The organism is Mycolicibacterium novocastrense (genome assembly GCF_001499835.1).
Taxonomy (GTDB): Bacteria; Actinomycetota; Actinomycetes; order Mycobacteriales; family Mycobacteriaceae; genus Mycobacterium; species Mycobacterium novocastrense.
This window is the reverse complement of the sequence record NZ_LQIH01000050.1, coordinates 1-3,379: the sequence shown is the minus strand read 5'-3', so window position 1 is coordinate 3,379 and position 3,379 is coordinate 1. Positions and strand designations below refer to the sequence as shown.

Genomic DNA, 3,379 nt, shown 5'->3' with positions numbered 1-3,379 from the left:
GCGGTGGGGCGTGCTCGGGGGTGGGCAGGTCTTCGACGTCGATGCCAAGGCGCGCTTGCAGTCGGTGGGTGAACGCATCGATGGTGTAGGTGATCAAGCGTGCGTAGTCACCTGGAGGGATTGGGTGGTCGGCGTCGGCGGCGTCGGCGAGGTGTTCGGCGGCGACGTGGAGCAGGTCGCGCGGGGTCCAGGCGGCCGGGTCTGCCGCGCTGATGGCGGCGACCAGCCCCGGCCAGGCCGGGTCGGAGGTGATGGTTTCGGTCAGCGCGGCCCCAAACGCGGCGTCGACATCGGTGATCCAGGTCGGCCGCAGCCGCGAATGTGTGGTGGCCAGTGTGGCGGTCGGGGACAGGGCGCCGGCGATGCGCCACCAGAGCGCGGCGGCGGGCAGCTCGTCGGGCAGCGGGCCTTGGCGGGCAGCGGTGCTGATGATCTGCCGCAGGTCAGGGGTGGTGCGGGTGGCCTGGGCGAGTTGGGTGGCCAGCTGTGGCCAGTAGGCATCGGCGCGCAGGCGCGGGTCGATGGCGTCGATGAGGTCGTTCCAGCGGGTGGTGTCGGCACTGCGCCGGCCGATGTCTGCGGCGGCGTAGCGCTGCAGGGTGGCCTGTACGGCGCGGGTCCGCACGGGGTACTGGCGCGCGCCGGTGAGACGGGTGTCGGCGTCCTCCACGCCGGTGGCGGAACGGAACACCGCGATTTCGGCGGTCAGTGCCGGATTCACGGTGATCAGCGGCCGTGCCCAGGCGGGGGCGGTCGCGTTGGTCCATGCCCGCGCGCGCTCGCGGATCTGGTCGGCCAGGCCTTGGACCAGTTGCTCGCGGCGGGTGAGGTAGGCACCCCAGTGCGGATCGTCGGCCAGCGCCGGCGGGATGCCGGGAAGCCAGCGCAGCACCCCGATGCCGGCGGAGTGGGTGCCGGCGGGATCGATGCGGTGATCGAGGACCGCGGCGGGGTCCGCGGCGTCATCGACACTGCCCTTGGCCAACGCTTCGGTGAGCAGCTCGCGGGGATCAGCGCCGCCGAGCGCCCGGACAGACAGGTTGCGCCGCAGCACCGGCCAGGCCTCGCGCTGGCTCAGCCGGGGGATTACGTCATCAGCGATGGCGTCCAACCGATCCCGCGCACCTGCTCCCAGCTGGTTTTCGGCTGCCACGCCCAAGGCGTCGTAGAACATGTCGGCCGCAGCCTGTAGCCGCGTGGCCGGATCCTCGGCGCGGCGGGCTTCGGTGGTCGCCGACACCTGGGCGCCGTCGCGGGCCAGGGCGCGGGTCAGGACATCGACGGCGGTGTCGGGGTGGGTGGCCTTGGGGGAGAGCAGTCGGTGGGGATCGCCTTCGGCGGTGGACAGGTACAGGTGGTTTTCGTCGGTGGCGCGCGTCATCGCGACGTAGAGGTGTTGGCGGGTCAGCATGTCGGAGCCGACGATGTGGCAGGTGCCCTTGGTGTCGCGCCGTCCTGCGGTCAGGCCTTGGGCGGAGTCGATGGTGGCCGCGTAGCCCAGCGTGACATGTTCGGCGATGTAGTCGGCGGGCAGCGTGACGATGCGTCCGCTGCGCAGGTGGCGGGCTTTCACGCTGCCATCGGTGAGGACCTCGGTGATGGTGTAGCGGTAGCCGTTGCGCACGAAATCGTTGCGCCCGATGGTGATTCGGCGGTTGTTTTTGCGGGTGCGGATGGTGTCTCCGACGCTGGCGTGCAGCTGATCTGCCAGCACCACCGTGGCCGCGGCGGCCGCGTCGGGATCGGCGGCCAGCCGGTCAGCGCGGGCGCGGGCGTTGAGCTCGTTGATGACATCGTTGGTCGGTGCGAGCAGGATGGAATCGCCGCCAGCGGCGAGGTCGGCCCGCCATGCCTGATACGCCATGTCGGCGGCGGTCTCGTCGGTGCCGACGTGGATGCGGTGGTGGTCGATGTAGAAGCCGATGCCGGCCGGGTCGGCGTCGTGCAGCGCGAGGCCGGCGGCGGCTTCGGCCGGTGACTTGAAGCGCACGACTTCGCTCAGGGTGAGCGCGTCGGTGGCTTCGGCGATGTCGCGCAGAACACCGCCGGCTGAGATGGACGACAACTGGCCGTCGTCGCCGACCAGGCGCACGCTCGCGCCCTTGCGCAGCGCGTCGGTAATCATCGCGTCCAGGCCGGCCGTGGCGGCCTTGCCGGCCTCGTCAACGATGATGAGCGTGTCGGGACCGACCCGCTTAAACCAGTCGGGCGCGTCGGAGGCCGCGGCCTTGTCCGGGTCGGCTGACCAGACGTACTTGTCGAGGGTGTCGGTGGTGGCGCCCAGGTCGGCCCCGAGCACGATCGCCGCGTCGGCTGTCGGGGCCAAACCGATGACGTATCCGCCCGAGTTGCGCCACGCATGCGCCAGCGCCGCCATGGCCGTGGTCTTGCCGGTTCCAGCGGGTGCGAGCGCGAGCGCGACACGGCGCCCGGTGCTCGCCATCTCTGAGACCAAAGCGGCCTGGCCGGGGTTGAGTGTGCGTCCGCGCGCCGCCGAATCTGCCAGCGCCAGTTCGACATCGGCGGCTGTGGCGGCGCGGCCGTCGCAGCGATGCACCGCGGCCAGAATGCGCCGCTCGGCGGCCAGGGTGTCGCGGCTGGTGTAAAACGCTACGCCGTGGCGGGAGTAGACGCTGGCACCGTCGCGGCGACGCAACGCGACAGGCTCGCCCAGTTCGGTGTCGGCGATGCGGGCGTGCGGCACCGAGAACGCGTCTGACAGAGCGGTATCGGTGAGTCGTTCGATTAATGCGACATCGTGCGCCACGCCGTGGGTTCGAGCGATTCGCAGCGCTTCGGCGCGCACGTGGTGACGCTGCCAAGTGGCCCGCGATTCCGACACAGTGGCAATCAGTTCGCCAGCACGCGACACGACCCATTCATGGTCGACGACGGGCGTGGTGCGGGTTCGGTCGGGACCGGCCAGGACATCGGCCAACATGCGGTGCAGCCCGTCTCGTCCGAGGACTTCTACGGCTTGGGTGCGCCAGACGTGGCGCTGCTCGGCCAGCGAGCGCGGCTCGTGTTTGGCCTCGCGCGATTCCAGCGTCGCCTGCTGGGCCAAAGCGATGATTTCGGTGTTGGTTGGTTCGCGGCCGTGATCGGCTTGAAACTGCTTGGCGAGCTCGGCTGTGCGCGCCTTGATTGCGGCCCGCCGGCTCGACCACCGCGTCATCAATTCTGGTGACATTCCGTCGATCTCGCGGACTGGTCGTTTCCCGCGTCCGCGGGACTGCTCGACGAACGGCACCGCGAGCCTGTCGATCATGTGGGCTTCGAGGCGGGTGTTGTACAACTCCGAGGCCGCGACCGTCACCTCGGACAGGAACTGTTTGCCCTCGATGCGCCCGCCGTTGGCGATCGCGCCGTACATCTTGGC

1 protein-coding gene is annotated in these 3,379 nt (G+C 70.2%); it reads right to left on the bottom strand.

From position 1 onward, the window contains the following. The coding region (locus AU072_RS23210) for an AAA family ATPase (RefSeq protein ID WP_165596693.1) at positions 1-3,379 on the bottom strand (3,379 nt) is incomplete at both ends.